The organism is Rhizobium sp. LCM 4573 (assembly GCF_001854865.1).
Classification (GTDB): domain Bacteria; phylum Pseudomonadota; class Alphaproteobacteria; order Rhizobiales; family Rhizobiaceae; genus Neorhizobium.
In genome coordinates this window covers 285,106-311,642 of record NZ_MDDW01000026.1, presented here as the reverse complement: position 1 = coordinate 311,642, position 26,537 = coordinate 285,106, and the positions used below count along the sequence as shown (strand labels likewise).

At 60.8% G+C, this 26,537-nt stretch carries 24 protein-coding genes and 1 pseudogene; 12 read left to right on the top strand and 13 right to left on the bottom strand.

Annotated features, from left to right (window positions below):
* Positions 1 to 168 precede the first annotated feature (168 nt).
* The 4 genes and pseudogenes from LCM4573_RS20570 to LCM4573_RS20555 form a co-directional block, all read right to left on the bottom strand.
* A complete protein-coding gene (locus LCM4573_RS20570; RefSeq protein WP_071008229.1) occupies positions 169 to 2,238 on the bottom strand; it encodes an ATP-dependent helicase in 2,070 nt (689 codons plus the stop codon).
* Positions 2,239 to 2,429: 191 nt separating this feature from the next.
* Positions 2,430 to 2,887 (bottom strand): annotated as a pseudogene (locus tag LCM4573_RS20565) (OsmC family protein).
* A gap of 201 nt (positions 2,888 to 3,088) precedes the next feature.
* Entirely contained in the window at positions 3,089 to 3,541 is a 453-nt protein-coding gene (locus tag LCM4573_RS20560) for a GntR family transcriptional regulator (protein WP_244505376.1), read from the bottom strand.
* A 33-nt stretch (positions 3,542 to 3,574) separates the two neighbouring features.
* Complete coding sequence (locus LCM4573_RS20555) at positions 3,575 to 4,330, bottom strand: SDR family NAD(P)-dependent oxidoreductase (RefSeq protein WP_071008228.1); 756 nt, start codon at positions 4,328 to 4,330, stop codon at positions 3,575 to 3,577.
* A 154-nt stretch (positions 4,331 to 4,484) separates the two neighbouring features.
* Here LCM4573_RS20555 and LCM4573_RS20550 point away from each other — a divergent pair, with 154 nt between their 5' ends.
* The 5 genes from LCM4573_RS20550 to LCM4573_RS20530 all read left to right on the top strand — a co-directional run bounded on the left by LCM4573_RS20550 (position 4,485) and on the right by LCM4573_RS20530 (position 8,252).
* Positions 4,485 to 5,069, top strand: coding sequence for a TetR/AcrR family transcriptional regulator (locus LCM4573_RS20550; protein ID WP_071008227.1), 585 nt, complete (start codon positions 4,485 to 4,487; stop codon positions 5,067 to 5,069).
* A gap of 246 nt (positions 5,070 to 5,315) precedes the next feature.
* On the top strand, positions 5,316 to 6,101 hold the full coding sequence (locus tag LCM4573_RS20545; RefSeq protein ID WP_083347553.1) for an SDR family NAD(P)-dependent oxidoreductase: 786 nt from the start codon (positions 5,316 to 5,318) through the stop codon (positions 6,099 to 6,101).
* Positions 6,102 to 6,115: 14 nt separating this feature from the next.
* A complete protein-coding gene (locus LCM4573_RS20540; RefSeq protein ID WP_071008226.1) occupies positions 6,116 to 7,510 on the top strand; it encodes an FAD-dependent oxidoreductase in 1,395 nt (464 codons plus the stop codon).
* A 101-nt stretch (positions 7,511 to 7,611) separates the two neighbouring features.
* Positions 7,612 to 7,857: an AbrB/MazE/SpoVT family DNA-binding domain-containing protein gene (locus tag LCM4573_RS20535; protein WP_071008225.1), complete on the top strand. Its 246-nt coding sequence runs from the start codon at positions 7,612 to 7,614 to the stop codon at positions 7,855 to 7,857.
* Entirely contained in the window at positions 7,854 to 8,252 is a 399-nt protein-coding gene (locus LCM4573_RS20530; protein ID WP_071008224.1) for a type II toxin-antitoxin system VapC family toxin, read from the top strand. Before LCM4573_RS20535 ends, LCM4573_RS20530 begins: the two co-directional genes overlap by 4 nt.
* Positions 8,253 to 8,322: 70 nt before the next feature.
* Here LCM4573_RS20530 and LCM4573_RS20525 read toward each other — a convergent pair whose 3' ends face one another.
* Genes LCM4573_RS20525 through LCM4573_RS20515 form a run of 3 tightly spaced genes read right to left on the bottom strand, consistent with a single transcriptional unit; the run spans position 8,323 to position 10,728 of the window.
* The gene (locus tag LCM4573_RS20525; RefSeq protein ID WP_071008223.1) at positions 8,323 to 8,658 is read right to left on the bottom strand and encodes a hypothetical protein; all 336 of its coding nucleotides are present in this window, start codon (positions 8,656 to 8,658) and stop codon (positions 8,323 to 8,325) included.
* Complete coding sequence (locus LCM4573_RS20520) at positions 8,658 to 9,524, bottom strand: DUF6772 family protein (protein ID WP_071008527.1); 867 nt, start codon at positions 9,522 to 9,524, stop codon at positions 8,658 to 8,660. The genes LCM4573_RS20525 and LCM4573_RS20520 overlap by 1 nt, the downstream gene beginning before the upstream one ends.
* Positions 9,525 to 9,582: 58 nt before the next feature.
* Positions 9,583 to 10,728: a mandelate racemase/muconate lactonizing enzyme family protein gene (locus LCM4573_RS20515; RefSeq protein WP_071008222.1), complete on the bottom strand. Its 1,146-nt coding sequence runs from the start codon at positions 10,726 to 10,728 to the stop codon at positions 9,583 to 9,585.
* Positions 10,729 to 10,870: 142 nt separating this feature from the next.
* Between LCM4573_RS20515 and LCM4573_RS20510 the strand changes: the two genes are divergently transcribed.
* From LCM4573_RS20510 to LCM4573_RS20485, 6 genes are all read left to right on the top strand, one after another.
* Positions 10,871 to 11,626, top strand: coding sequence for a FadR/GntR family transcriptional regulator (locus LCM4573_RS20510; RefSeq protein ID WP_071008221.1), 756 nt, complete (start codon positions 10,871 to 10,873; stop codon positions 11,624 to 11,626).
* Positions 11,623 to 12,414: an SDR family NAD(P)-dependent oxidoreductase gene (locus tag LCM4573_RS20505; protein WP_071008220.1), complete on the top strand. Its 792-nt coding sequence runs from the start codon at positions 11,623 to 11,625 to the stop codon at positions 12,412 to 12,414. Before LCM4573_RS20510 ends, LCM4573_RS20505 begins: the two co-directional genes overlap by 4 nt.
* Positions 12,415 to 12,549: 135 nt before the next feature.
* Positions 12,550 to 13,794 carry a sugar ABC transporter substrate-binding protein gene (locus LCM4573_RS20500; RefSeq protein ID WP_071008219.1) on the top strand — a complete coding sequence of 415 codons (1,245 nt, stop codon included), beginning with the start codon at positions 12,550 to 12,552 and terminating at the stop codon, positions 13,792 to 13,794.
* An 11-nt stretch (positions 13,795 to 13,805) separates the two neighbouring features.
* Positions 13,806 to 14,729 carry a carbohydrate ABC transporter permease gene (locus tag LCM4573_RS20495; RefSeq protein WP_071008218.1) on the top strand — a complete coding sequence of 308 codons (924 nt, stop codon included), beginning with the start codon at positions 13,806 to 13,808 and terminating at the stop codon, positions 14,727 to 14,729.
* Positions 14,726 to 15,568: a carbohydrate ABC transporter permease gene (locus tag LCM4573_RS20490; RefSeq protein ID WP_071008217.1), complete on the top strand. Its 843-nt coding sequence runs from the start codon at positions 14,726 to 14,728 to the stop codon at positions 15,566 to 15,568. Before LCM4573_RS20495 ends, LCM4573_RS20490 begins: the two co-directional genes overlap by 4 nt.
* Before the next feature lie 13 nt (positions 15,569 to 15,581).
* Positions 15,582 to 16,622, top strand: coding sequence for an ABC transporter ATP-binding protein (locus tag LCM4573_RS20485; protein ID WP_071008216.1), 1,041 nt, complete (start codon positions 15,582 to 15,584; stop codon positions 16,620 to 16,622).
* Positions 16,623 to 16,659: 37 nt separating this feature from the next.
* On the opposite strand, the gene LCM4573_RS20480 is transcribed toward LCM4573_RS20485, so the two are convergent.
* From LCM4573_RS20480 to LCM4573_RS20455, 6 genes are read right to left on the bottom strand one after another with little or no spacing between them, the layout of a single operon-like run.
* Positions 16,660 to 18,279: a rhodanese homology domain-containing protein gene (locus LCM4573_RS20480; RefSeq protein ID WP_071008215.1), complete on the bottom strand. Its 1,620-nt coding sequence runs from the start codon at positions 18,277 to 18,279 to the stop codon at positions 16,660 to 16,662.
* 37 nt (positions 18,280 to 18,316) lie between these two features.
* Positions 18,317 to 19,558: an acyl-CoA dehydrogenase family protein gene (locus tag LCM4573_RS20475; RefSeq protein ID WP_071008214.1), complete on the bottom strand. Its 1,242-nt coding sequence runs from the start codon at positions 19,556 to 19,558 to the stop codon at positions 18,317 to 18,319.
* A 22-nt stretch (positions 19,559 to 19,580) separates the two neighbouring features.
* Positions 19,581 to 20,933, bottom strand: coding sequence for an NtaA/DmoA family FMN-dependent monooxygenase (locus tag LCM4573_RS20470; protein WP_157895531.1), 1,353 nt, complete (start codon positions 20,931 to 20,933; stop codon positions 19,581 to 19,583).
* Between the two features lie 13 nt (positions 20,934 to 20,946).
* Positions 20,947 to 21,951 (bottom strand): NrtA/SsuA/CpmA family ABC transporter substrate-binding protein, encoded by a 1,005-nt coding sequence (locus LCM4573_RS20465; RefSeq protein ID WP_071008212.1) that lies wholly within the window; start codon positions 21,949 to 21,951, stop codon positions 20,947 to 20,949.
* Between the two features lie 37 nt (positions 21,952 to 21,988).
* Positions 21,989 to 22,735: an ABC transporter ATP-binding protein gene (locus tag LCM4573_RS20460; protein ID WP_071008211.1), complete on the bottom strand. Its 747-nt coding sequence runs from the start codon at positions 22,733 to 22,735 to the stop codon at positions 21,989 to 21,991.
* Entirely contained in the window at positions 22,735 to 23,571 is an 837-nt protein-coding gene (locus LCM4573_RS20455; RefSeq protein WP_071008210.1) for an ABC transporter permease subunit, read from the bottom strand. The genes LCM4573_RS20460 and LCM4573_RS20455 overlap by 1 nt, the downstream gene beginning before the upstream one ends.
* Positions 23,572 to 24,102: 531 nt before the next feature.
* On the opposite strand from LCM4573_RS20455, the gene LCM4573_RS20450 reads away from it, so the two are divergent.
* Complete coding sequence (locus LCM4573_RS20450) at positions 24,103 to 26,508, top strand: DNA translocase FtsK (RefSeq protein WP_083347552.1); 2,406 nt, start codon at positions 24,103 to 24,105, stop codon at positions 26,506 to 26,508.
* Positions 26,509 to 26,537 lie beyond the last annotated feature (29 nt).

Below are 26,537 nucleotides of genomic sequence, written 5' to 3'. Positions count from 1 at the left end.
CGTTTTATCGCCGAGTTGCATGTGGACGATAACCACGGTGTTCAGTTCCATGAAGCACCATGGCACAGCCCCCGCTTGAGGGTTGCACCGCAAACCTCCAATGAAATGAAATTAGCGTAAACGATCTTGCGGATCCGCTCGGCAACCTGCCCGAAGCCAGGCCAGCCATCACTTCCACATCGCGCGCATCCGGGCGCCGATATCCACCCTGACCTGGCGCGCGCTGCGTTCTCCGGCCGATGCACTGATCTTGGGCCAGGTGGTCGCCTCGAAGAACTGCAGCAGGGTCGCGGGGATGAAGCGGGTCCTCGAGGCATAGACGTGACGGTCGCCTTGCGCATTCTGGCCGCCGGTGAAAAACCGCTGTGGCGTCAGAAGTGTGAGGCTGTCGCGCGCGCGAGTCATCCCGACGTAAAGGAGGCGACGTTCCTCCTCGATTTCTGCAGTTGTTCCGACCCCAAGATCCGATGGGATGCATCCATCCACTACATTCAGCATGAAGACCGACCGCCATTCCTGTCCCTTGGCGGAATGAATGGTGGACAGGATCAGGTAGTCCTCATCCAAAAGCGGCGCGCCGGCCTTATCGCTGGTTGCGTCCGGTGGATCCAGCGTCAACTCGGTCAGGAAACGTTCGCGGTTAGCGTAGCCGTTTGCTATCTGTTCAAGCTGCAGCAGGTCTGCCTTGCGTGTATCAGCATCTTCATGGATCCGCTCGAGATGCGGTTCGTACCAGGTTCGCGCGAGTGCTATCTCTCCCGGCCATCCCGCTTCCGCTTTGCGCAGCGCTGAAAGCAGCGTCACAAAAGCGGGCCAGGCTTCGCCGCTCTTCGGCGGCGGGGGGATTTCCGCAAGCGACTGCAGTGGTTCCGGATCAGCGGCGATCGTGTCGAGGATCTTCCCCGCCGTTAGAGGGCCGACACCGGGCAGCATCTGTAGAAGGCGAAAGCCTGCCACACGGTCGCGTGGGTTCTGGGCGAAACGCAACACGGCCAGTAAATCCTTGACGTGGGCGGAATCGAGGAATTTCAGGCCGCCGAATTTGACGAAGGGAATGTTGCGCCGTGTGAGTTCCACTTCGATATTTCCACTATGGCTGGCGGAGCGGAACAGCACGGCCTGACTCTTCAGTGGAATGCCGACCTCCCGGTTTGCGAGCACCTGCTCGACGATGTAGTTGGCCTGATCAGCCTCGTCCTTCACGGTCACCAGAAGAGGCCGCTGCTCCGACTGCCGATCCGACCACAGGTTCTTCGTAAACCGCTCCCTTGCTAGATCGATAACGCCGTTCGCGGCCGCCAGAATGGGCTGCGTCGAGCGGTAGTTCCTCTCCAGAGTAATCACATCCGCCGGTTGGGGAGAGAACTCGTTCGGGAAGTCGAGGATGTTGCGAATGGTCGCGGCTCGAAACGAGTAGATCGACTGGGCGTCGTCACCGACGACAGTGAGGCCCCGTCCGCCTGGTTTAAGCGAGAACAGGATCGATGCCTGAAGGCGGTTCGTATCCTGATATTCGTCGACGAGGACGTGGTCGAAGCGATTGCCGATATCGTCGRCAAGATCGGGATCGGAGGCCATCTGCGCCCAATAGAGAAGGAGGTCGTCGTAGTCGAGGACGTTTTGCACCTGCTTCGCCTCGACATATCCTGCGAACAGTACCTTGAGCTGCTGCTCCCAATTGACCACCCAGGGATATGAGGACTTGAGCACGTCCATGACGGAACTTTCCGAATTAACGACGCGCGAATAGATGGCGAGGCAGGTGCCTTTTGTAGGGAAGCGGCTTTCCGTCTTTGAGAACCCAAGTTCATGTCGGACAAGGTTCATCAGGTCGGCGGAGTCCTCACGATCATGGATACTGAAGTCGGCGTTCAGGCCGATCTGCTCGGCGTAGATCCGCAGGAGCCGTGCACCCACCCCGTGGAATGTTCCTGCCCAGGCCAGCGCGTCTGTCATGATTGGCGAGGTGTCACCAAGGACCTGTCGGCAAATCCGCTGCACTCGGCGGGTCATCTCCGTCGCGGCCCGGCGAGAGAAGGTCATCAGCAGGATGCGGCGCGGGTCGGCTCCGTTGACGATGAGGTGGGCGACCCGATGTGCAAGAGTGTTTGTCTTTCCCGAACCGGCGCCTGCGATGATCAAAAGCGGACCGCCGATCCTGCTTTCYGGCAAACCAATCCCGTGTTCGACCGCCTGCCTCTGCCGATCGTTGAGCTTCTCGAGATAGGCTGCCGTCATTCCGTCGCTCGTGGCTTCCTTGGACGCTGATCACTACACAGCACCCGTTGAACAAAAGTGGAACATAGCGAGCTTCTTCTTCGATGAAAAGCGATCTCAGACGAAGTTTACGAATCCGGCGGGAGTACGGCTGTGAAGCATATTCGGGCTCAGGGACAATCAGACCTCAGATGGGCGGCATCCGGCCGATGTCATTGACCGAGGCCAGCTACCTGGATTTCCGTCTTGACGGAGTTGGCGATGAAGCATTGTTCGTGCGCCGAGTGATGCAGTTCCGCTTGCATTGCGGCGTTCGGCTGCTCCCCGACGTAGACGATGGTCGGATTAAGATCGACGCGGCTGACGACCAATTTTCCGTCCACCTTCTCCATCACGCCGACCGCCTTGTCGGTATAGCTCTCGACGACGATCCCCCTAGGCGCCGCAAGCGAGAGAAAAGTCAGTATGTGGCAGCTGGAAATCGCTGCGATATAGGCCTCCTCCGGATCGACATTGGCTTCCACGGAATAAGGAAGCGGAACGATATGCGGGGAAGCCGACGCCGGCACGACATGGCCACCGTCAAGCGCCACGTATGCGCGCGGCTATAGCGCTTGTCAGTGAAGACCGCTCCTTCTCGCTCCCAATGTACTTCGACGGTCATTTTCATCTCAGATCATCCTCTGTCGGCATGGAAAGAAGTCTTGCTGTCGTTTGTGTGAGGTGACGGCGAAGGTGTAGGGTGGCGGCGTGGAGATCCTGCTTCGCACAAGCTGCAACGATCGCGGCGTGCTCCTCGAAAAGTCTGAGCGCTCCTGGGCACCAGGTTTTTGGTGAAGAGTAGACCGCCGCGATTCCCGTCGGAGCATCGTTATGGTTTTAAGCAACCGAGTATTCTTGCACCCACTATACAGGGTGAGGTGAACTGCTGGTCGAGCTCCAGAATTCGCACCGGATCGTATTCCGCGATCAGTTCGTCGTTGAGCTTTTCGGCCGCTCGCAAGGCCGCTGGCGAGAGCAGCGGGAGCGACAGCTCCAGAGCTGCGATAGCCCGAAGCTCGGAGAGCTCAGTCGCTTCCCGTTTTGAGAGGATCGCTACCGCCAGACTCCGATCGGGACGACGCACGACCAAGCCACTTCCCAGTAATCGCTCCAAGGCCTGCCGGACGGGCTGTCGGCTGACCCCGAAGCGCTCGGCGATCAATTCCTGTTTGAGAATTGAGCCTGGTGGCAGTTCACCCGCCTCAATCTCATCTCGCAGCTCACYGAAAATCGACTTTGGATCCATGGATCCAAACGGGTGCTTTCCTTTTTGGCCGGTCAAGCATTGATCGCGCCTGTCGGAGATTTTCGACGCTCAGATCTGGAAACCGCCGGCCACGTCGATGACGCCGCCACCGATGTAGCCCGCGTCAGGGCCGGCCAGGAAGCAAACGGTCGCCGCCACTTCCTCAAGCGTTGCGATCCGGCGAATTGCGTGAAGATCCATGATCGCCTCGGGTAGCTTGTCGGCGACGGCCGACGCCATGTCGGTCGGCATGATGCCCGGCTGCACGACGGTTACGGTGATGTTGCGCGGGCCAAGGTCACGCTGGACACCTTTCGCATAGCCTGCGATTGCCGCCTTGGTGCCTGCATAGTCCGCCACGCCCGGAAACGGGACAYGACTGCCGAGGCCGGAACCGATGAAGATGATCCGCCCACCATCCGACAACACCRGCGCGGCCGCGCGCGTGGTCGCCACCGCACCCATGACGTTGATCTGCCACTGACGATCGAGATTGACCGTGTCGAGGTTGGGATCGTCAACCGTCTTGCCCTGTATTGCGATCGCCGCATTGTTGATAAGAATATCGAGCTTGCCGAAATGGGCCACTACCTTGTCGACCAGCGGCTTGGCCGCCGCTGTGTCGGCCTGATCACTCCGGATCGCGAGAGCGCGCACACCCTTTGCGTTCAGCTTATCGACAACAGCTTCGGCTTTTTCGGCCGACGCGACGTAGCTGATCGCAACGTCTGCTCCCTGGTCGGCAAGCGCCTCCGCCACTGCGGCGCCAAGCCCGCGCGAGCCGCCGGTGATGAGGGCGACCTTGCCCTTGAATATGTTCGACATAAGAACCCTTTCGGTTGTTGATCGTTGCCGGTTTGGGCGACGATGACGGTCTATTCCGTAACGTTCATTACGATAACGATTGTTATGAAATGTTGACGGAAGCTGTCAAGCGGTTTAATAACGGTCATTATGAAAAAGTGGCCGAGCTGAACTGATGGGTCGCCATCGCGAATTCGACGTTGAGAAAGCGCTGGACGCCGTGTTGTGCGTCTTCTGGCGCAAGGGGTACGAGGGTGCTTCCTACGCGGACCTGACCGAGGCGGCCGGGGTTGAAAGACCTGCCCTTTATTCGGCATTTGGCAACAAGGAAGCGATGTTTGGCCGAGCGCTCGATCGCTATTACGAGCGATATCTGGACTATCTTCCAAAGGCTCTTCAGCTTCCGACCACCCGCGAGGTCGCAACGCACATCCTGTATAATGCGATCGACCTCAACACGCGCTATGCGGATCATACTGGGTGTCTCGTTATCAATGGGGTCCTGGCAGGATCGGACGAAGCGGAGCCCGTGCGGCAGGTCTTGATAGACGCTCGCGCGGCCGCTGAGGCGCAGCTACGTGAGCGCTTCGAACGGGCAAAAGCCGAGGGCGACCTGCCGGAGACTGCCAGACCTGATGCTCTTGCGGCATTCCTGATGGCCGTCCTTCACGGCATGGCAGTGCAGGCGAAAGCCGGCTTCAGCCGCGAAATGCTGGAGGCTGTTGCCGAGCAAGCGCTTTCCACCTGGCCTGCCCGCTAGCCCAAGCTCCCCCGAAAATCATCCTGACTCTGCTGAAACACGCGCCGGTATCGTCGTGGTGATTCCCGTCGGATGCCGAGCGGCGAGCCAAGCTCCTATGGGCGGTTAAAAACCGTCTTGCCGCAATTCCGATCTTTACAACTATATAACATAGTAGCTAAGTTGTTTTGTGTGATTATCGCCACGAGACAGTTCTGTTTCGTTTGTCCCGAACTTCCGGAACCCTTCAACCAAGGACCTTCGATAATGCCTCAGACCTATTCGACCTTTGCCGACGGCTGCTTCGCCGGCCGATCCGTTCTCATCACCGGCGCTGCGAGCGGGATGGGGCTGGAAACCGCTCGCGCCTTTGCCGCCAAGGGAGCTGAGGTGGTCATGGCCGATCGAGATGAGGCGGGCCTGGAACGTTATGGCGCCGAGTTGCGGAAAACGGGCGCCCGGATCCATATGGTGACGGTCGACGTCGGCAATCCGGATAGCATTACAAGAGCTTTCGATTACTGCGACGCCAATCTGGCCCGGCTCGACAACGTCGTGACCTGTGCCGCCATCATCACCGCCAAGCGCATCTTCGAGCAGGATTGGGGTCATTGGCGACGCGTCCTCGACGTCAATCTGCTCGGAACCTTCTTCATCGTGCAGGCCGCCGTCAAACGCATGCTCGACAATCCCGCGGGAGGCAGGATTGTTTGTGTCGCTTCAGATGCGGGGGTCCATGGCGGTGGCGGATTGATCGCTGATACGCCCTATGCGGCATCCAAGGCGGCGACGCTGTCGCTGGTCAAATCCGTTGCCCGCGAACTGGCGGGCAAGAATGTCAGGATCAATGCGCTCAATCCCGGGCCCACGGATTCGCCGATGCATTCCCATATCGATCCGGCGCTGAAGGAGCGCATCGCGGCCAATCTGCCGATGCGGCGCATGGGTCGTCCGGAAGACATGGCGGCCGCCATTCTCTTCCTGTGCTCGGACGCGGCGAGCTTCACCTATGGCTCGGCGCTCGATGTCGATGGCGGGTCGATGTTTCGCTAGGGGAGAACGAGGACATGGAACAGACGGTGCGGCGTTATGCCTATGCGGCAGATATCCCTGAAATCGATGATGTGGATGTCCTTGTCGTCGGCGGAGGACCATCCGGGCTATCGGCTGCGGTAGCGGCTCAGCGCCTTGGTGTGCGGGTCAGCCTTGTCGAGAGGTACGGTTTTCTAGGTGGGAACCTGACGGCCGGTCTCGTCGGCCCCTGCATGACCTCCTATTCGCTGGACGGCGGCGAGCAGCTCATCCGCGGCGTCTACGAGGAATTCGTACAGCGGATGATGGCGATCGGCGGCGCCCTTCACCCGAGCACGATCCCGGCGGGTTCGGCCTATTGCGGCTTCATCGTCTATGGTCACGACAAGGTCACGCCCTTCGAGCCGGAAGCCGCCAAGGTCGTGGCGCAGCGCATGTGCGTCGAGGCCGGCGTGGAATTGCTTCTGCATACCATGGTCGTCGACGCGATCGTCGATGGTGCCGATACCGACATGCCGCGGGTGACCGGCGTCGTCTGCGCCGGCAAGGGCGGGCTCAAGGTGGCCCGGGCCAAGGTGGTGGTCGATTGCTCGGCCGACGGCGATGTCGCCCATTATGCCGGGGTTCTTACCCGCCAGGGACGAGACAGCGACGGTCTTGCCCAGCCGCAGACGCTGTTCTTCCGGGTTCAGAACGTCGATGACCAGGTGGTGGAGGACTATGTCCGCTCCCACCCGGAGGATTTTAGGCCCTTCGCATCGATCGTCGCCAGGGCGACCGCTGAAGGGCGGTTTCCCGCACCGCGCCGCGGTATCGGCCTCTACAAGACCATGGAGCCGGGTGTGTGGCGCATCAATACGGGCCGCGTGCTTCGCCGCAACGGGGCGGATGCACGGGAGCTGTCGTTGGCGGAAATCGAGGGTCGCGAGCAGACAATGGCGCTCATCGATTTCTTCCGCAACAACCTGCCCGGTTTCGAGAATGTCGAACTTCGCGATACCGCGACCCAGATCGGTGTGCGGGAAACCCGCCGCATCGAAGGCGATTACGAACTGACGCTGGACGACCTGCGTTCGGGGCGGGCGTTCGAAGATGTGGTGGCACTCTGCGGCTATCCGCTCGATATCCACGATCCGGCCGGGTCCGGCGGAGGTACCGGGGGCGAGGCGCCGCAGACCGCAAATGTCTATCAGATACCCTATCGTGTGATGCTGCCGCGCATCCATGACGGCCTGCTGGTCTCCGGCCGGGCCGTTTCGGCCACCCACGAGGCCTTGAGCGCCATCCGCGTCATGCCGCCCTGTTTCGCACTGGGGCAGGCGGCGGGCGTGGCGGCCGCGCTCTCGGTCGGCAACCGCGTGAGCCCGCRCTATATCCGGTATGAGGATCTCCGGCGGGAACTGCTCGTGCAGGGGGCCTATCTCGGTTGATCAAAGCGATCCTCTAGCCCTGTGAGAACTGAAGGTCTGCTCAGTATTGACAGTAATGAAGTTTTACATTACTTATTCGCGGATGGAACTTGGAGGTTGCGATGGCACCGTTGGCAGTTACCATAAAAGGTCAGGTCACCCTCAAGCGCGATTTGCTGCAACACCTTGGCATCAAGCCGGGAGAGCGGATCGAGTTTGAAAAACTGCCCRGCGGTGAGCTTCGGTTGCGGGCAGCTCGGCCGACTGGAACGATAGACAACTTCCTTGGCCTGCTTGCTGGCAAGACCAAGAAAGTCGCCACGATTGAGGAAATGAACGAGGCCGCCGGCTGGGCGGGCGAAGAGTGAAAGTCACCGTCGATACCAGCGTCCTCGTCCGGGGCCTCGTGCGAGACGATTCCAAGCAAGCCAGCAGCGTGGACAAGATCTTGAAGGAAGCCTCGTTGATCGCGGTTTCCTTGCCGTGTCTATGCGAATTCGTATGGGTGCTGCGCCGGGTTTACAGCTTCGACAACGAGCTAATCGCCTCCGCCATTCGCGCATTGCTCGATACCGGGAAAGTCGTCATGAACCGGCCAGCCGTCGAGGTCGGGCTTGCAATGCTGGAAGCCGGCGGCGATTTCGCCGACGGTATCATGGCCCATGAAGGGACATGGCTGGGTGGCGAAACTTTTGTCTCATTCGATCGGAAAGCCGTAAGGTTTCTTTCCCAGCAAGGCGAAGCGGCGCAACTCCTTTCCTGAGAGCCAAAATGGGAGTGATGCCGACAGATTTCGGTGGCAGCGGCCCGTGCCTCCGACCGTCTGTCGTGCATCAGGCCTTCAGATGCACCGTCACCAGAACGGTGCATTCGGCGCCTTCTTCGAAGCGCGTGGCAACGCGCAGCCAGTTGCCGAAATGCCGGATACGCGCCGCTGCGATCCCATCCCGCTCGCATGGCATGACGAATTCGGTTCCTTCCGGTATCCAGTGCATGCCGTCCGGCGAGATCTCCACCCAGGCTTTCGGTGCTGTGCCGATGGGCTCCTTCAGTGCCCGGACGAAGAAGATGGCTTCACGCGCCCAGCCGGCTTCGTAAGGTTCGCTTGCGGCCTCGCCGCTCCAGCGCTCATTGCGGGCGACGACGGCGGTGATGTTCTCGGGCAGCATCAGAAATCTCCCGATATGCAGATGGAATCGACGTAGAGGAAGGCGCGCTTGGCGACGTCCGTTTCCGCGAACAGGCAGAAGTTCAGCATGCACCAGAGGTTCTTCATCGCCGGAATGCGGATGGAATCGAAACCTGATAGATCGAAGCTGCGGTCGTTACATTGCAGCCCGGTCGCCTTCATCGAGGCGAGGTCGAAATCGAAGCGCAGATAGCTCCAGTTCACCTTGGTCGGGATCTCGTTGTAGCAGAGCCGCTGATCGCCATTCGGCAGATCCAGCCAGCCGTCGGGAGACAGATGGTAATGGCTGACGGTCTTGTCCTCGCTGCCGATCGAGGTGAAATGCGTCGTCTCGCGCTTGTATTGCCATTTCTGCAGGTGCTTGCCGTCAAGCGCATTCAGGAAGCGCAGATGCGGCATGACCCGTTCGCCATCTCCATCCCGGTCTCCGCATTGCAGATCGAACAGGAAGCCGACCGAGCGGACATCCGTTTCGGAGAGCTTCAATTCCGCCGCCTCCGGTTTGAAGGTGAAGAAGAGTTCGAAACGGATAGGCCCGCGCTTGCGAAACGTATGTCGCTTGATCGCAACATTCTGAGCGCCTGGCCGCGGCTTGGTGGCGATCTTCAGCGCATAGGAGGAATCCATGCCGCCATGCGAGCCCGCATCCCAATGTCCAAGGGTCGAAAGCATGGCGCTGGAATGCTGGGCATAACCCGGCAGCATGGAATCGAGGCTGTCCTCGTAATTGCCGACAAGCTGCGACCAGCCGCAATGACCGCGCGAGAAATCGTCGAAGGATAAGATTCGCGGAAGCGGATCGAAACGGCTGAGTGCGGGATCGGCGCGCAGCATGGCAAGGCGCATGGCTTCGGTGAGATCGGCGGCGATTGGGGTGGCGAAAGTCGTCATCTTCTCTTGGACCTCACTGAGTGCGGAGCCGCTTTACGGCGTCCCAATCGATTTCGATGCCGAGACCCGGACCTGCCGGAACATCGAGGGTACCGTCCTTCTGACGAAGGCAACCCGGTGCCAGATCGGCAAGCTCGCGCTTGAAGGGGCTGAGGTCGCACTCGCATTCCATGACCTTGAAGTTGGGGAGCGCCGCCGCCAGATGCACGCTCGCCGTTTCGCAGACGATGCCGGACATGCCGATATGCGGGGCATAGCCGACGTCGTGCAAAGCCGCATAATCAGCCATGCGGCGGGTTTCGGTTATGCCGCCGGCACGGGCCACGTCCGGCTGAAGAATGGAAAGGGTGCGGTTGGCGACGAGGCGCTGGGCCTGATCTGCAGTGAAATTGCTCTCGCCCGCCGCAAGCGGCACGTCGCAGCGCTTGCGCAGTTCCTCGTAGCCCTGCTCGTTTTCGGGGGCAAGCGGCTCTTCGAACCAGAAATAGCCGTTGGCGGACAACGCCCGGCCGACTTCGATCGCCTGGTCCAGATTATACGCCCAGTTGGCATCGACGCAGAGTGCGATATCGTCGCCGGCCCGGTTGCGTAGCCGCTCGATGCGGCGGCAAGCCTCCTTCACCGGGTTGGACATCTTCACCTTGATGCGTGGGAAACCCTCGCCGATATAGCGCTCCAGCTCGCGATCGGCCTCGGCGTCATCGACCCAGTTCACCGCCGCTGCGTAGACGTCGACCCGTTCCCGGCCCATGCCGCCGAGAAGCTTGGCGATCGGTAGCCCGGCCGCCTTGCCCATGATGTCCCAGAGCGCGATATCCACGCCGGCGATCGCTTCTATCAGCATGCCGCCGGCGCGTCCCGAGAGCGACCGGCGCATGGATTGCCACAATGCGCCGATATTGCGCGGGTCCTGGCCGACGAGCCGCGGTTTCAGCGATGTCTCGATCAGATCGGCATAGGCCTTTGGAGAAAAGCGCGCCAGCGTCTCACCGACGCCGACCAGGCCGGCGTCGGTGCGAACCTCCACGAGGACGATGGAGACCGTCGTATAGGAACCCCACGAGGTGACCGTCGGCTTGGGAAGCGTCTGACTCAACGGATGGGCGATCACGTCGGTGATGCGGATGGCGTCGCTGGGTGATGTCTGTGCGGGGTCCATCGGGCTTTTTATCGCTCCATGTTTTGCTCGCCGTTGGTCGGCTTGTCTGATACTTCTAGCGATAGGATGTTATCTTGGCAACTGATAAACCTAGTTGCTAAGTTGAAAACGACATGATAGGGTTTACAGCATGAGGAATGAGATGACCGACAACTCCGACAGGAAGCCTGTATTCACCGACAAACCCGCAAGCCCTTCCAGGCTTGCGGACGGGGTTTCCGATGCGATTGCCGCCGCACTGTTCGATGGTCGCATCTCGCCCGGTGAGCCCCTGCCGCCGGAAGGCGAGATCGCGCGCGAGTTCGGGGTATCGAAGCCGATTGCGCGCGAAGCCTTGCGTCAGTTGACGGCCGCTGGCCTGATCTTCACTCAGCAGGGCAAGGTTGCACGCGCCAAGGCGCTGAGCGGCGAGCCGATGGACAGGATCTATGGCTATGCCGTGCGATCGAGCCTCAAGCGCCTTCAGGAAGCCAACGAGATGCGCCTTGTCATCGAAACGGGCATCGCCCGGCTCGCCGCCGAGCGTCGTGACAGCCAAGGCTTGGAAACCATGCGGCAGGCTCTGGCCGACATGGCCGCCTCGCTGCATGAGCCTTCGGGGTTCACGGCAGCCGATATTCTGTTCCACCTCGGGCTTGCCATGGCGACGGGGAATTTCATGATCCGCGTGCAAATGGAGGGGATGCGCTCCGTGCAGCGGGAGGTCTCGGAGCTGTTTTCGCGCCGTGCCAATCGCAGTGACGCCGATTGGCGCGCCACCATCGCCCGGCACCAGGCGATCTACGATGCGGTGGCGGCCGGAGACGCCGATCTCGCCGAGCAGAAAATCCGCGCGCACTTCGTCGCGGCCGATATCGCCTCGCTGGAGGTTGCCGACAAGCTGGGTGGCCGGTCATGACCATGCGGCGCTTCTCATTGCAGGGGCGGCGTGCGCTGGTGACCGGCGCCAGTTCCGGCATCGGGCGGGCAGTCGCGCTCGGTCTTGCCGAACACGGCGCGGACGTCGTTATCCACCATTTCGGCAATGAGAGCGGCGCAAGGGATGTGGCGCGCATGATCGGCGGAAATACGCCGGTTTTCGAGGCCGATTTCACCGATAGCGCGGCGACGCAGGCTTTCGCGGATGGCGTGCTCAAGCAATGCGGGCGGATAGACATATTGGTCGCCAATGCCGCGATCGAGCATCGCCTGCCATGGCGGGAGCTGAACGATGCCCATATCGACAAGCATGTCGCCTCCAATTTCGCCTCGCTCCTCACGCTGACGGATCGGTTCGTTCCGCCGATGATGGAGCGCGGCTGGGGCCGGGTCGTGGCAACCGGCAGCATCATGGCGACACGTCCGCGTGCGGAGACTGTGGTCTATGCCTCCCTCAAGGCGGCCCAACTGACCGCCATACAGGGGATTGCCCGGGAGGTCGGCCATCGCGGCGTGACGATGAATGTCGTCTCGCCGGGTGCCATCGAGATCGAGGCCAATGCGGCGCGTTATGAAGACCCCGTTTTCCGCAGGGCGGTCGTTGCCAAGATACCCGTTGGCAGACAGGGCCAGCCCGAGGATCTCGTCGGCGCCTTCGTTTTTCTGTGCAGCGATGCTGCCGGCTACATCACGGGTGCAAACATTCCGGTCGACGGAGGATGGTCGATCGGGGATGCGCCCGGCGCTCTTCCGCAAGCCGCCGAATGAGCGGCGTCTGGAGGACCTGAAAACGACACGCGGAGGGCCTTCGGGACCTCTGCGATTGACTGCCCTTTTCCGAGCGGATGCCCGCGGCGTTCATTCGGCAAAGGTCAAGACCAGCGACCAAAAGGGGAGGAAACCATGAGGGCCGCACTAACAGGTATCGCAGCATCCGCTTTGACGTTGTTGATGACGACATCCGTTCTCGCGACCGATCTGCGCATGACCGTCTGGACGGGCAGCGAGGCGCATCTGAAGATGCTGAACGGTATTGCCGAGAGCTTCAAGGCCAAGCATCCGGACGTGAACGTGAAGTTCGAGACGGTGCCGGTCAACGACTATACGCAGAAGCTCACCTTCCAGGTGGCTGGCGGCAATCCCCCCGACATCGCCTGGATGATGGAGGATGCGGCTCCCGCCTTCGAGAACGCTAATCTGCTGATGGATCTCGGCCCGACGCTGAAGGCCGCGGAGGGCTATGATTTCGCCGATTTCTCGCAACCGGCGATGGGCCTCTGGCAAAAGGGCGAAACGGTTTACGGCATCCCGTTCTCCACCTCGCCCTTCATGATCTACTACAACAAGGACATGTTCGACAAAGCAGGTCTGGAAGACCCGCTGGCGCTTGCCGCGAAGGGTGAGTGGAACATGGCTAAGTTCCAGGAGGTCGCCAAGAAGCTGACGGAGACCAATCCCGGCAAATGGGGTTTCGAGTTCAAGGATGGCGAGGGATATGCCTCGCGCATGACCCATGCGTTCCTGCCGCCGATCCGCGCCTATGGCGGCGACATCTGGTCGAATGAGGAATGCGGGTTCGACAAGCCGGAAGCCGTCGCGGCCATAAAACAGCTTCACGACATGGTCTTCAAGGACAAGTCCATCGTACCGCCAGGCGAACAGGGTGACTATTTCTCCGGCAATTCCGCCATGACGGTGAACCAGATCTCGCGCGCTTCCAAGATGGCCGAGGCGGGGTTCAACTGGGGCATTGCCCCGCTGCCCAGTGGCCCTGGCGGTGAATCGCCCGTCATCGGCCAGGCCGGGCTCGTCGTGTTCGATCAGGGTAAGAATAAGGAGATAGCCGCCAAATTCGTAGCGCACATGACCAACAAGGAAAATGTCGCGACCATGGCGCAATTCTTCCCGCCGGCCCGCAAGAGCGTGCTGGAGGCTGATGCCTTCATCAACGGCAACAAGCTCGTATCGCCGGAGATGATGAAGAACGTGGCAGCAGCGATCGCCAATGGTCGCGTGCATCCGGCCCATGAGAAGGCCCCGCAGCTCCTGGCGGCGATGGCTCCCAGGGTCGATGCCCTATGGAAGGCGGACGCTGATGTCGATCAGGCCATCAAGGGTATCTGCTCGGCTATCCAGCCGCTGCTCTGATTGGGTCGAAGATGGCCGATAGCATTCATATCACCAGGCAAGGCGGGCAGGAGTCCCGCCTGACGCTGAAGGCTAGGGAGATGATGGAGGCGTGGCTGTTCGTCAGCCCGACCGTCATTGGCTTCATCATCTTCTTCCTCGGCCCGCTGTTGGCGGTGGCCTATTATTCTCTTACCGAATGGAACCTGCTGACTCAGCAGGCCACCTTCGTGGGTCTCGCCAACTTCGAGAACGCACTGCTGGAAAACCCCGATTTCTGGCATGTGGTGCGCAATTCGGTCATCTTCGCGCTTGGTCTCGTGCCGCTCAACATGGCGCTCGCGCTGACCCTTGCCCTCGCGCTCTCGCGCCCCTTTCGGGGTGTCGTGTTCTTCCGCACGGTGTTTTTCGCCCCGGTCATCACCTCGGCGATYGCCTGGGCCATCGTTTGGAAGTTCATGCTGCAGGGCGAGGGTGGTTTCATCAATCAGGTGCTGGCGCTTGTCGGCATTAGCGGTCCCAACTGGCTGCGCGAGCCGAACTGGGCCATGGCGGCCGTCATCGTCACCCGTGTGATCAAGATGGTCGGCCTCAACATGATCCTTTACATCGCCGCGCTCCAGGCGATCCCGCGCGACTACGAGGRGGCTGCCCGCCTCGAAGGCGCATCGCGCCGGCAGATATTCAGCATGATTACCTGGCCGCTCTTGGCGCCGGCGACCCTCGTGATCATGGTGATCACGACGATCGGCTCCTTCAAGGTTTTCGATCACATCTACCAGATGACCGGCGGTGGACCTGAAAACGGCACCCTGGTGCTCGCCTTCTACATCTATCAGCAAGGCTTCAAGTTCTTCAATGTCGGCTATGCCTCGACGCTTGCGATGATCATGTTCGCGATCGTCATGGTGCTGACGCTGGTGCAGGTCGCGCTGAGACGAAAGGGCATGGAATGACCCAGCGCCAGACCCGGATTCTATATCGTGCCTGCTGGACGATCGCCCTCCTGATCGCAGCGATCCCCTTTATCTTTCCCTTCATCTGGATGGTTTCGGCCGGGTTCAAGAGCGTGACGGAAATCTTCGGCGCCCCGTCACTGATCCCACGCGTCTGGCGATGGGAAAACTTCGTGGAAGTCTTCACCTATCAGCCATTCGCCCGGCAATATTTCAATTCGCTCTACATCGCCATTGTCGTCACCGGACTAACGCTCGTCATCTCGTCGTTGGCGGGTTACGCGCTGGCGCGGATGCGTTTTGCGGGTGCTGCGCTCTTGATGTTGTTTCTCATCTCGGCGCTGATGGTGCCGGAGGAAGTGACGATCATCCCCAATTTTTTCCTGATGCGGTGGTTGGGCCTGGTGGACACGCACTGGCCGCTCATCCTGCTGCCCGTGTTCGGGCCTCAGGGCGTGATGGCGACCTTCCTGATGCGCCAATATTTCCTGGCGCTTCCGAAGGAGCTGGAGGAGGCCGGCAAGATGGATGGCCTTACCCGCTTCGGCGTGTGGTGGAAGATCGCGCTGCCGATGTCGCGGCCGGCTCTGGCGGCGGTCGCCATCATCACCTTCCTGCATTCATGGAACCTGTTCCTGGAGCCGCTGATCTTCGTGAGCTCTCTTGAAATGTTCACGCTGCCGCTGGCGCTTTCCAACTTCAACGACAGCTATGGTCTGCCGCTCTGGAACCTTCAGCTTGCGGCAACCAGCCTTGCCGTGGTGCCGATCCTGATCGTCTATCTGATCGCTCAGCGCCAGATCATCGAAAGCTTTGCGCTATCCGGCGTGAAAGGATGAGGAATTTCAGCTTATGACGAGTGTTTTGCTCAAAGGCATCGAAAAGCGGTTCGRCTCGGTCGAGGTCATTCGCGGCGTGGACCTTTCGATCGACGAGGGTGAGTTCGTGGTCTTCGTCGGTCCGTCGGGATGCGGCAAGTCCACGTTGCTTCGCCTCATCTCCGGATTGGAGCATATCAGCGACGGCGAGTTGAGGATCGGCGACCGGATAGTGAACGAGGTGCAGCCCTCGCAACGCGGTGTGGCGATGGTATTCCAGTCCTATGCGCTCTACCCGCATCTGACGGTCAAGGAGAACATGGGCTTCGGGCTGAAGGTGCGGAAAGTGCCTGCGCAGGAGCGCCAGCGGCGGGTGAACGAAGCGGCCGCGACCCTGAAGCTGGAACCGTTATTGGACCGCTATCCACGTGAATTGTCGGGCGGCCAGCGCCAGCGTGTCGCGATCGGCCGCGCCATCGTCGGAAATCCGGATGTCTTTCTGTTCGATGAGCCGCTGTCGAACCTCGATGCCGAGTTGCGCGTGCATATGCGTTCCGAGATCGCCGCCCTGCACAAGCGTCTTTCCACCACCATGATCTATGTGACGCATGACCAGATCGAAGCGATGACGCTTGCCGACAAGATCGTGGTGCTGCGCGACGGGCGGATAGAGCAGGTGGGCTCGCCGCGGGAGCTTTACGAGCGGCCGTCGAATGTCTTCGTCGCGCAGTTCATCGGCAGCCCCAAGATGAACATTCTGCCTGCCGCCGATGCGCCGTTGCTGTGTGCCGGTCTGGCGGCTCCGCAATCAGCCGAAACGCTTGGTATCCGGCCGGAACATCTGACAGTGGTGGAACCGCGGGCCGGCGTTCTGCGCGGAACCGTCAGTCTCTGCGAATATACGGGCGCGGTGACACTGCTGCATGTCCTGCTGCCTGATAACCGGACTTGCCTGGTCCTGCATGACGAGGGAGAAGTCCCCGCTGCCGGCGGCGAGATCGGCCTTTCGGCGGAGGCATCGAACGTACATTTCTTCGACGGAGAGGCTCGAGCCATCAGATCCTTGCCCCATTGAACCGCAATTCTCGCCGCTGTGCGGGACTCGGCTCATGCTATATGACACGGAAGAAATGCGTGCCGTCGCGATCAAGTTGCGCCACGAGGCCGTACTCCCATTCGAGATAGTCCTCCATGGCTTGACGCGGTGCGTCGGTGCCCTCGTAGGGGCGGCGATATCTGTCGATGCGAGGAGATGCCAAACGCTCCTCGCCCTTTATCACCGGTAACCCCTTGGCCAGCCAGCTAACGGTGCCGCCCTCGAGGACGTATACCTCGCAGGAGGTAAGTTCCCGGATGTCGGCCGCGGCGAATTTGGCGAGCGTGCCGGAGGCGCAGGTAACCACAATTCGCTTCGCTGTCCCGATGGTGTTGAGCGCGTGTTCGAGCTGCGAGCGCAACGCCCACCAGGCACCTGGAATGTGACCTTTGACATAGTTTGCCGAACTGCCGACATCGACAACGATCGTGTCGCCGCCGGCCAACCATTTTCGAAGAACATCCGGCGAGACGGCGGCTGCAGATGGGGCTGGAATGGTATCCGCCCGCTCATTGTCGCGCTGGCTGCGTTGGCTGTCGTCAACGGGGGCTATGACATATACTTCCCAACCCATCTGCGAAAGCCATGATGCGGTCATGTCGGCACGGGTGCCATCATCGTCCGAAAGCAGAATAAGCGCGCCGCGGACCGGAGCGGTATGGTCGGTTTCCTGCACAAGCTGTCCGCCAGGCACGTTCACGAACCCGGGCAAATGCCCCCGCTGATATTCCTCGGAAGATCGCACGTCGATGCGATAGACGGTGCGGTCCGGGCTTGCCAAACCCTCCGCCTCCCGCAACGAGATGCGGCGAATACCGGCGCGCTCGGCCACGGCGCGGGCATCTGCCTGTGCCAACGTGCGCGCGTAGGGCGAGATTTCAGGAGAGTGGCGCGTTGCCCCCTGATCCAGCGTCAATCCGGCAAGCGTCCACCCGATCGTCCCGTTACGCAGGCCAAAAACAGGGTTAGGGATGCCCGCGTTGATCAAGGATTGCGTCCCGATAATCGAGCGTGTCCGTCCGGCGCAGTTGACGATCACGGTTGTTTTCGGGTCCGGGGCAAGGTCGCGCACCCGAAGCACAAGTTCGGCTCCCGGCACCGATGTACCCGTCGGAATGCTCATCGTGTTGAATTCGTCAAAGCGACGCGCGTCGAGAATGACGGGAGGTGTATCGGACTCGATCAGGCGCTGCACCTCCTCGGCCGGCAGCAAAGGTGTGTGCCGGCGCGCTTCGACGAGTTCTCCGAAGGATTTCGACGGCACGTTGACATCGATGAACGTTTCATAGCCGGCTTCCTCCCAGGCGGCGAGGCCACCTTCGAGCAGATGGACGTTACCATACCCCCAACCGGCGAGTTTGAGCGCTGCAAGCGGCGCGAGATCGCGATACTCGTCCTTGCCGTAGAGCACGATCAGAACATCGCGGCGGGGAATGCGCCGGAGAGCGTCGAGTTCGAGTTTTCCGAACGGGAAGTTCGCGGCCCAGAGCGGATGGCCTTTGGCAAAGGGGTCCTCTTCCCTCAAGTCGGCTAGCAGGATTTCCCGCCTTGCCAGCAGTTCGGCACGGACCTGAGCCGGCGAAAGCGTCGGGAAAGCTGGCGAGACCCCGGCGGGCGAGGACAGTATCTGGTTCATTGAAGGCGCTCCGGTACGAAAGAGGGTGGATGATACATCAGAAGAATGCGCCGGTCGGAGGCAGGCGTCCGGTCAGCAGGTTCTGGCCGAGCAGACGTTCCTTGTAGAGCCGGGGATTATGCGAGGCGATGACCTTGATATTGCGCCAATGCCTGTCGAGCGCTCCCTTCCGGGAAACGACCGAGCCGGAACCGAGGTCGATCAGCCAGCTGGCAAGCTGGGGCGCAAGGTCATCGGTGACGACTTTCGCCTCTGCGGCCGATAGGGATGCAGCCAGAACGGCATCGTATTCCGCTGCGGTTCCATGGCTGTCCCATGCCTGCTGAAGGCTGGCGATCGTCCGGTCGATCGTCGCCTCGATCGCGGCTGCATAGGCTCTGACCCGTCCAAGATGCGCCTGCAGAACAGGCTCGGCGGCGGGATGATCCGCCTCGCCGTGATAGAAGTTGCGGCCGCGCGCGCGAAGCACATCCACCGCGTCCAGTGCAATCCGTCGCGCCACGCCGGCAATGCAATTGGTGAGGTAGACCTGATGGAAGGTGAAGCGCCAGGGCGCCGCGCCTTCGCGCGGCGTCGGGTCTTGAGGATAGATCTGCTTGGCCGGAATGGTCGCCGCATTGAATTTTGCGGTGCCGGAGCCGGTCAGCTTCTGGCCAAAGCCACCCCAGTCATCCTCGCCGTCAACGCCGTCTCCACGATCGAGAACATACTGTACCACCGCGTTCTCGCGGCTTTCGACGGCAAGGCCGACGAAGGCGTCGTTGTAGAGATTGCCGGTTGCATAGACCTTCTGCCCGGAGCCGCGATAGGCCTGCAGGGCTTCGTCCCATTCGATCCGCGACAGGACCTTCGAGGACGGCGCACCGGCGGCGATGGCATCGCTGTCGGCAAAGCTCAACCCAACCGTCTTGCCCTTGGCGGCAAGCGCCAGCACATGAGCATGAAACGGATGTTCTGGCTGGCGCAAGGCCGCCTCGACTTGCCACAGATGGTTGCGGAAGGCGTGGGCGATGTTGGAGTCGGCTGCGGCCAGATCACGGGCGACGGAAAATAGCTCGGATAGCGAAGCCCCAGCGCCGCCGGTGTCTTTCGGCAGGCGCAGGGATCCCACGCCAAGCGCCTTCAGTTCGGCGATCTCTTCGTGAGGAAGGCGATGATCCACTTCCCGCTCGACCGCCGTCTTCGCGATTTGCTCGATCGCGGGTGCGAGGCCGAGCGAGGACGCGTAAGGTGAAACAAGCCGGAGGGCGCTCCCTCGAAATTTGCTGATATCAGGCATTTCAGTACAATTCCTTGAACGCTCAGACCGCGGCTGCAAGCCCGTGCCGCGGCTTGGCATCGAAACGCGGCAAGCCGAGATTGTCGCGAAGGGTGCGGCCGTTATAGGCGCGGCGATAACGGCCGAGCTTCTGCAGGACCGGGATGACCTCGTCGGCAATCAGATCGAGGCCGGTGGGCTGTACGTCGATGTTCAGATTGAAGCCATCCGCACCTTTCGTGTCGATCCAGTGGAGCATGTCCTCAGCAAAACCGTCAGGTGTCCCGACGAAGACGCGATGGCCGCCGGTGATGTTCGAAAACAGCAGTTCCCGAATGTTCCAGCCGTTCTGGCGCGCTTCCTTCAGCATTTCCGCGCGGTGCCAGCGCGAGGCGATCGGTACCAGGGCTTCGTTCGCTTCGCTTTCGGCGAAGGGGATCGGCGCATCGAGATCGGAAAGGAGCGACACGTCGACGGCCATATGCCGTGCCAGCTCTTCGCGCAGGGCGACGGAATCAAGACGGTCGTCCAGGCTGCGCTTGTGGCGCTTCGCCTCCTCCTCGGTTGAGGCCAGGATCGGAAACAGTCCAGGCATGACAAGCAGATGATCCGGGTCACGTCCGAAGCTTTTTGCCAAGGTCTTCACCTCGGAGTAGAAGGCGCGTGCGCCTTCTATGATCCGCTGGCCAGTGAAGAGGGCATCGGCATAACGTGCACCAAACGCGCGGCTGTCGGAGGATTGGCCAGCTTGGAAGATTACCGGCCGGCCTTGCGGCGTCTCCGGTACGGAAGAGGCGCCTCGAGCGGAGAAATGCGTCCCCTTGTAGTCCAGCCGGCGCAGCCGCGACGGGTCGAGATAAACCGTATTGTCCGGATCGGCGACCAGAGCTTCCTCTGGCAGGCTATCCCAGAACGCCGTGACGATCTGGACAAACTCTTCGGCACGCTTGTAACGCTCCGCCTGGTCCCAGCCCTTTTCCGCTCCATAAGCGTCGAGGGCGGGCGGATTTTGGGAGGTGATGATGTTCCAGGCCGCGCGGCCCCGGCTCACATGATCGATCGAGGCGATCTGCCGGGCAATGGTATACGGGTGTCCAAACAGCGTCGTTGTGGTGCAGACGAGCCCGATATGCTCGGTATGCGCGGCCAGATTAGCGACGAGGACCGCCGGATCGAGCGCCCGCCAGGGACGGGTATAGGCTTCGCTGACCAGGCCACCCGGATTATCGGCCAGAAAAATTGCGTCCACTAACCCGCGTTCCGCCGATTTCGCAATCGCGATGAAATGATCGATATCGGTCGAAAGGTGGCGCTTTTCCTCGAACGTCTTCCACGCAGCATCGTGCCGGCCGGAGGCCAGGACGTTTACGCCGAGACGGATATGTTGCCGTGACATCGACATTCCTCCCTTATACCTGGACGCTGTAGTCAGCGACCTTCAGATGCGACTTGATGATCTTGCGGTCGGCGAGCCAATCGGCGGCCCGCTGGAACTGGGCGATGAATTCGGCGTCCCTCGGCTCGTAGAATGTATTGATCCGTTTCAGACCGGCGAGGTAATCGCGCACCTCATCGGCATACTTGCCCTCCGACTGCGCGATCCGCTCGGATTCTGCGGCATTCTGTGACTGCCACTCACCTTCCTTGTAATAGGCGTCGAGCACGGCCCGGACCAATTCCGAGTTCTCCTCGGAGAACGTGCGGGTAGACACAAGCGAACTGTAGTCGATCAGGAAATCGAGATCCGTGCCCTCGTTGAAGATGTCCTTGGCATCGTTCTCGAAGCGGGAGATGTCGACGCCGGGCGACCACATCGACCAGGCGTCCACCTTCCCCTGAGCAAAAGCAGGTGCTGCGTCCGGAGGATTGAGATAAACGAACTCGACCTTGTTGGTTTCAATGCCGTTCTTTTCCAATGCGGCGACGACAAGAAACTCGCCGAGACCGGCTTTGTTGACGGCGACCTTCTTTCCGACAAGATCCGCGACGGTATTGATGCCGCTTGTTTTCTTCACGATCACCGCAGTTGATCGCGGCGAATAGACGTTGAAGGCATTGAAGACGAGAGGCGAGCCCGCCAGCATGGCGGCAAGTGCTGGCGTCGTCGATCCCCAAAAGCCGAAATCGGCGCTGCCCCCGACCACAGCCTGCAGCGAAGGCGCATGGTTCGGGAAGGGGCCGACCCATTCGACCTTGATCCCCTTGTCTGCGAGATCTTTTTCGAGGACGCCGCGCTGCTTTGAAATGAGGGGAATACCGCCGCGGCCCCAGCCGAGACGCACGATATCTGTATTGCGCGTCGGCTTCTTCGGTTCTTCGGCAAGAGCGGGTGTCAACTTCGATGCAGCGGCGCCAGCCAAAATCAGGCCACCCGCCTGCAGGAGGGCGCGGCGGTTCGGTAGGTATTTGGTCATGGAGATGTCCTGAGTTCGTATTTGATGGAAGGAAGAGTCAGTGGGTTGCCACGCCCAATTCGTTGAGGAGCAGTGGCCTCAACCCTCCCGGAGCATGCTCGGCGGGGCGGTAGGAGGCAGCGATCTGCCCGGAACGCATGACAAGGATGCGGTCGGCGAGGACGATGGCCTCATCCACGTCATGGGTCACGATCAGCACGCCGGGGCGATGTCGGGAGACGAGCTCGCGGACAAGCGCATGCATCTTGATGCGGGTCAGTGCGTCGAGCGCGGCAAAGGGCTCATCAAGCAGGAGCAATTTCGGATCGCGCACCAGAGCCCTGGCAAGCGCGACGCGCTGCGCCTGTCCACCGGACAGATTGCGCGGCCAATCGTCCTCCCGTCCGGCAAGCCCGACTTCCCCAAGCGCGCGTGAGGCGCCGTCTTTGCCGATCGCCTTTTCGTTGCCGAGCGCGACGTTTTCCCAGACCGAAGCCCAGGGGAGCAGGCGATGCTCCTGGAAAACCACCGCCGGCCGGCCGGGTGCTTCGATGCGCCCCGCATCCGGAGCATCAAGTCCGGCAAGGGCGCGCAACAGAGTGGTCTTCCCGCAACCGCTTTCACCAAGAAGTGCGACGAACTCTCCCTCCCGTATGGTGATATCCAGGGATTTGATGACCGTACGCTCACCATAGCGCCGTTCCAGCCCGGAAACGGAAACGGCCAGCGGCGTGTTGAGGAACGGATCGCTATCTGTCGGTGCGCTGATGGCAATCGATTTGGCAATGTTGACGAGCTTGTTCATCATCGTGCTCCCTTTGCGAAATTCGGATGCCAGCCAAGCAGCCGGGTTTCGAGCAGGCGGGCGAGCCCATCCGCCCCGACGCCGATGACCGAGTAGATGATGATCGTCAGAAGGATAACGTCGGTTTGCAGGAACTCGCGCGCGTCCATTGCCAGAAAGCCAATTCCTTCAGTGGTCGCTAGCGTCTCGGCAATAACCAGGGCCAGCCAGGCATGCGCCAGCGCATAACGGACACCGGTCAAGATGGAGGGCATGGCGCCCGGAAGAATGATCCGCCTGACGATCGCAGGCCAATTCATACCGGTGACTTTTGCCAGTTCCATCAGTTTCGGGTCGATCTGCCGTACGCCCAGAACCGTGTTGATGTAGATCGGGAAGAGAACGGCGAGCGACACGAGAAAAATCTTGCCGGCTTCATCGACGCCGAACCAGACGATGACCAGAGGCAGCATCGCCAGAAAGGGTATGGCCCGGATCATCTGGATTGAACGGTCGAGAAGGGCATGCGCGAGCGGCGAAAACCCGACCGCGACGCCCAACGCGAACCCGATGCTGCCGCCGATCGCAAACCCCGCTGTTGCCCGCAGCAACGATGCCCCGAGATGAACGAACAATTCGCCCGTCGTCGCAAGCTGCCAGCCAGTTTCGGCAACCCGGCTTGGAGCAGGCATCACCTGTGATGCGATCAACCCAAGCCGTGATGCGGCTTCCCAAAGGCACAGAAGCAGAAGCGGTGCCAACCAGGACAGCACCGAATACAGGGTCGCTTTCTTGATTGCGAAGCCGGAGCGACTATCGGCGGAAAAATCCTGCAAAGGCGAACTGATTTCGGCCATATCCCCGTCCGTCATTGGAGTCATTGACCATAAACACTATCGATTTAGTAGAGATTTGGATGATAAAGTGTTCTGAACTTACCGTTCGACTGGAAAAGTTTAATGCATGTTCTCGGGGCCGCTGGGGAACAATTTTCCACGGAAGCGGAATTGCAGGCCGGTGGATCGTGATCRCCGTCAGCCGGCACGCCGAATTCGAGCAGTGACTTACTCACTCCATCGGCCCCGTCGCGCGACCGGAACCGTCTGTATCGTCACGGGATAAGTTGCGTTGGTCCAGATGCGGTCCCGCAGCATGGCATAGATAGCAATCGGCGTAGCTCTGGATGCTCTCCCGGCTGGCGTGCCCGAGATTGCTTCAGTCCCAGGGAAAGGAAGCGTTCGTGAAAGAGGTACACATCGTCCTCAAGCAGTTTTCTCGTTCAACTTAGGCTGCCGGCCACCGATTTGGAGGCGTCTGGAAAGGGGGCGTTAACCTTTATTTTTTACCTCATTGGTGCACCCACCTGTCTCGTATTTCGTCGGTTCCCCATGCAGTTCACTCGCAGCAATTTTCAAAAGAAGTCTGGTTCGTCTCACCTTGAAGATGGTGAAGCGGAGACGGCGCCCGAGGTGTATTCCCCCCGCGCGCCTTCGGTGGATCTCAACCAGGTGAGGATCGAAGAGGCGCCGTGGCAGTCCGCCTTTACGCTTGCGCCCAACGTAAGGTTCACTCGTACGCCGGAGAGCGCGCTGACCCGCGCCAGACACGGCGTTGAGCAGGTTGAAGCTCCAGCGGGACAACACTTCACCGAGATATCGTCAGAGGTCTACCTGACTTCGGCGACAAGCCGTTACGCGACCGAAACACAGCCCCCTGCCGGTGTGGTTGCCGAGCTGGAGCAAATCGCTTCCGTGATGCGGCAAGCGGTAGTCGAGGAGCGGGTAGAGATCGTAAAGGAGAGCAGCGAGTTGGCCAGCGACGCCATCATCATCGATCAGGCGGAGCCGGTTGCCCTCGCGCGCCCGGAATTGGCGATCTCGGACCATGCCTTCTGGGAGGGCATGCCCTTCGATGTCGAGTTTGATATCGAGGTTGAGGAGACGGCTGCGGTGAAAGAAGCGCCCGTGCCAGTTCAGGTAGCCCCTCAACGCTTGTTTGACCCGTCGGCCGGTTCGGTGACGGCCCTCTATCGCGAAGTCACGCAAAGCGGCCGGCCCGTTCCCGCCGCGGCGAGATCCAGAAGCATGCAGCCGATGCCTGCAATCGAGCCTGCGCCCATCGAACCGTCAGTGTCGGCAATCACGCCTCCTTCATCTCAGCCGGCGCCGGTCGCGCAAGCCGCGTGCCCCGATCCGGAGACCGCGGCCGCGACGGAAGTGCCGCGTCCCCGGCCTCGGGTTCCTGTGGTCGCGGAATACGAGTTCCCGCCGATTTCCCTGCTTCAGCAGCCGGTGGGCGACCGTGGCCAGGCCATGCAGCCGGATGCGTTGCAACAGAGTGCCGGGCTTCTGGAGAGCATATTGGAGGACTTCGGCGTCCGCGGCGAAATCATCGACGTCCGCCCGGGTCCCGTCGTCACTCTCTACGAGTTCGAACCGGCTCCGGGAGTGAAATCTTCCCGCGTCATTGGCCTCGCGGACGACATCGCCCGTTCGATGTCGGCGCTTTCGGCGCGTGTTGCCGTGGTTCCGGGCCGTAATGTCATCGGCATCGAGCTGCCGAACGCAACGCGCGAGACGGTCTACTTCCGCGAACTCATCGAATGCGAGGACTACTGGGAAACCAAGCATCGTCTGGCACTCTGCCTCGGCAAGACGATTGGCGGGGAGCCAGTGATCGCCGAACTTGCCAAGATGCCACATCTGCTCGTCGCGGGTACGACCGGCTCGGGCAAGTCGGTCGCGATCAACACCATGATCCTGTCGCTGCTCTACCGGCTGCGTCCGGAAGAATGCCGGCTGATCATGATCGATCCCAAGATGCTCGAGCTTTCCGTCTATGACGGCATTCCGCATCTTTTGACACCTGTCGTCACCGATCCGAGAAAGGCCGTGTTGGCGCTGAAATGGGCCGTGCGCGAGATGGAGGACCGCTATCGCAAGATGTCGCGCCTCGGTGTCCGCAATATCGACGGTTACAATCAGCGCGCGGCACAAGCGCGGGAAAAAGGCGAGGTCATCACTGTCAGCGTCCAGTCGGGCTTCGACCGAACAACAGGTGAAATCGTCTACGAGGAGCAGGAACTCGATCTTTCGCCGATGCCCTATATCGTCGTCATCGTCGACGAAATGGCCGATCTGATGATGGTGGCCGGCAAGGATATCGAAGGCGCAATCCAGCGGTTGGCACAGATGGCACGCGCCGCCGGCATCCACCTCATCATGGCGACCCAGCGCCCGTCGGTTGATGTGATCACAGGTACCATCAAGGCGAATTTCCCGACCCGCATTTCCTTCCAGGTGACCTCCAAGATCGACAGCCGCACCATTCTCGGCGAGCAGGGAGCCGAGCATCTTCTGGGCCAGGGCGACATGCTGCATATGGCCGGTGGCGGACGGATCTCCCGCGTCCATGGCCCCTTCGTCTCCGATGCGGAAGTGGAACAGGTCGTCCGTCATCTTAAGACGCAGGGCCAGCCCGACTATCTCGGAACGGTAACCGAGGATGAGGCTGAGGGTGACGATGAAGATTCGGCCCAGGAAGCCGTCTTCGACAAGGGCTCGGTTGCGGGAGACGATGGCGACGAGCTTTACGAGCGGGCGATAAAGATCGTCATGAAGGATCGCAAATGCTCCACTTCCTATATTCAGCGGCGCCTGTCGATCGGCTATAACAAAGCGGCCTCACTGGTCGAGCGGATGGAGCAGGAAGGCCTGGTCGGTCCCGCCAACCATGTCGGTAAACGGGAGATCATCAGGGGACCGGGCATGGCCGTTCCGGACGATGCCGAATGACGGGGCGGATGCCCGGACTATGAAGAACA